The 596-nt window shown below is 30.2% G+C and carries 1 pseudogene; it reads left to right on the forward strand.

What is annotated here, in order from left to right:
* A pseudogene (locus ELQ16_RS09795) lies at nt 1-596 on the forward strand (hypothetical protein); the annotation flags it as partial.

Here is a 596-nt window from a genome sequence, read left to right on the forward strand (position 1 = left end):
AGAAGTGGTATAAAAAGTGTTGTTATAGATATACCTTATGAAGCTATAGGAGCTGTAGATGAAAAAGGAAATGTAGATCCTAAATATGAAAAATTATATAGAATAGTGGATGATAATAAACATAATCTAAGATCAAGTTTATTTCATAATGAATGGGGTATGGCAGCAGGAATATTAGGTGATTATAAATATCTAGCTAATGATATGTCTCAAAATGGTTTTAATGCAAGATTTATCCAAGCTACTATACTTTATATACAATTAAGTGGGGGAAGTAGTATATTAGATAAACCTAATTTATTAGGTGCTATTTATGGTTATGCAGATATTGCTGTAGGAAGTGGTTTAGTAGGAGTGCATAAAAATCCTTTAAGAGAACAAGAGATTAAAACCTTAGCTAAGACTTTAAAACCTGATGAATTTGGTATGCTTCCTTTTATAGATGAGATTATGGGAGTAGATTGGGTGATTGATTATAACGAATATCAAATTTCTGAAGATGAATTTGGAGATATATACAAAGCCTTAAGAAGTGATATAGTTGAGGGTAAGATAAAAGATCCAAGGGATGTAGATTCTACTTATGAAAGCAGAAG

It is taken from the genome of Campylobacter sp. US33a (assembly GCF_004378855.1).
Lineage (GTDB): Bacteria > Campylobacterota > Campylobacteria > Campylobacterales > Campylobacteraceae > Campylobacter_D.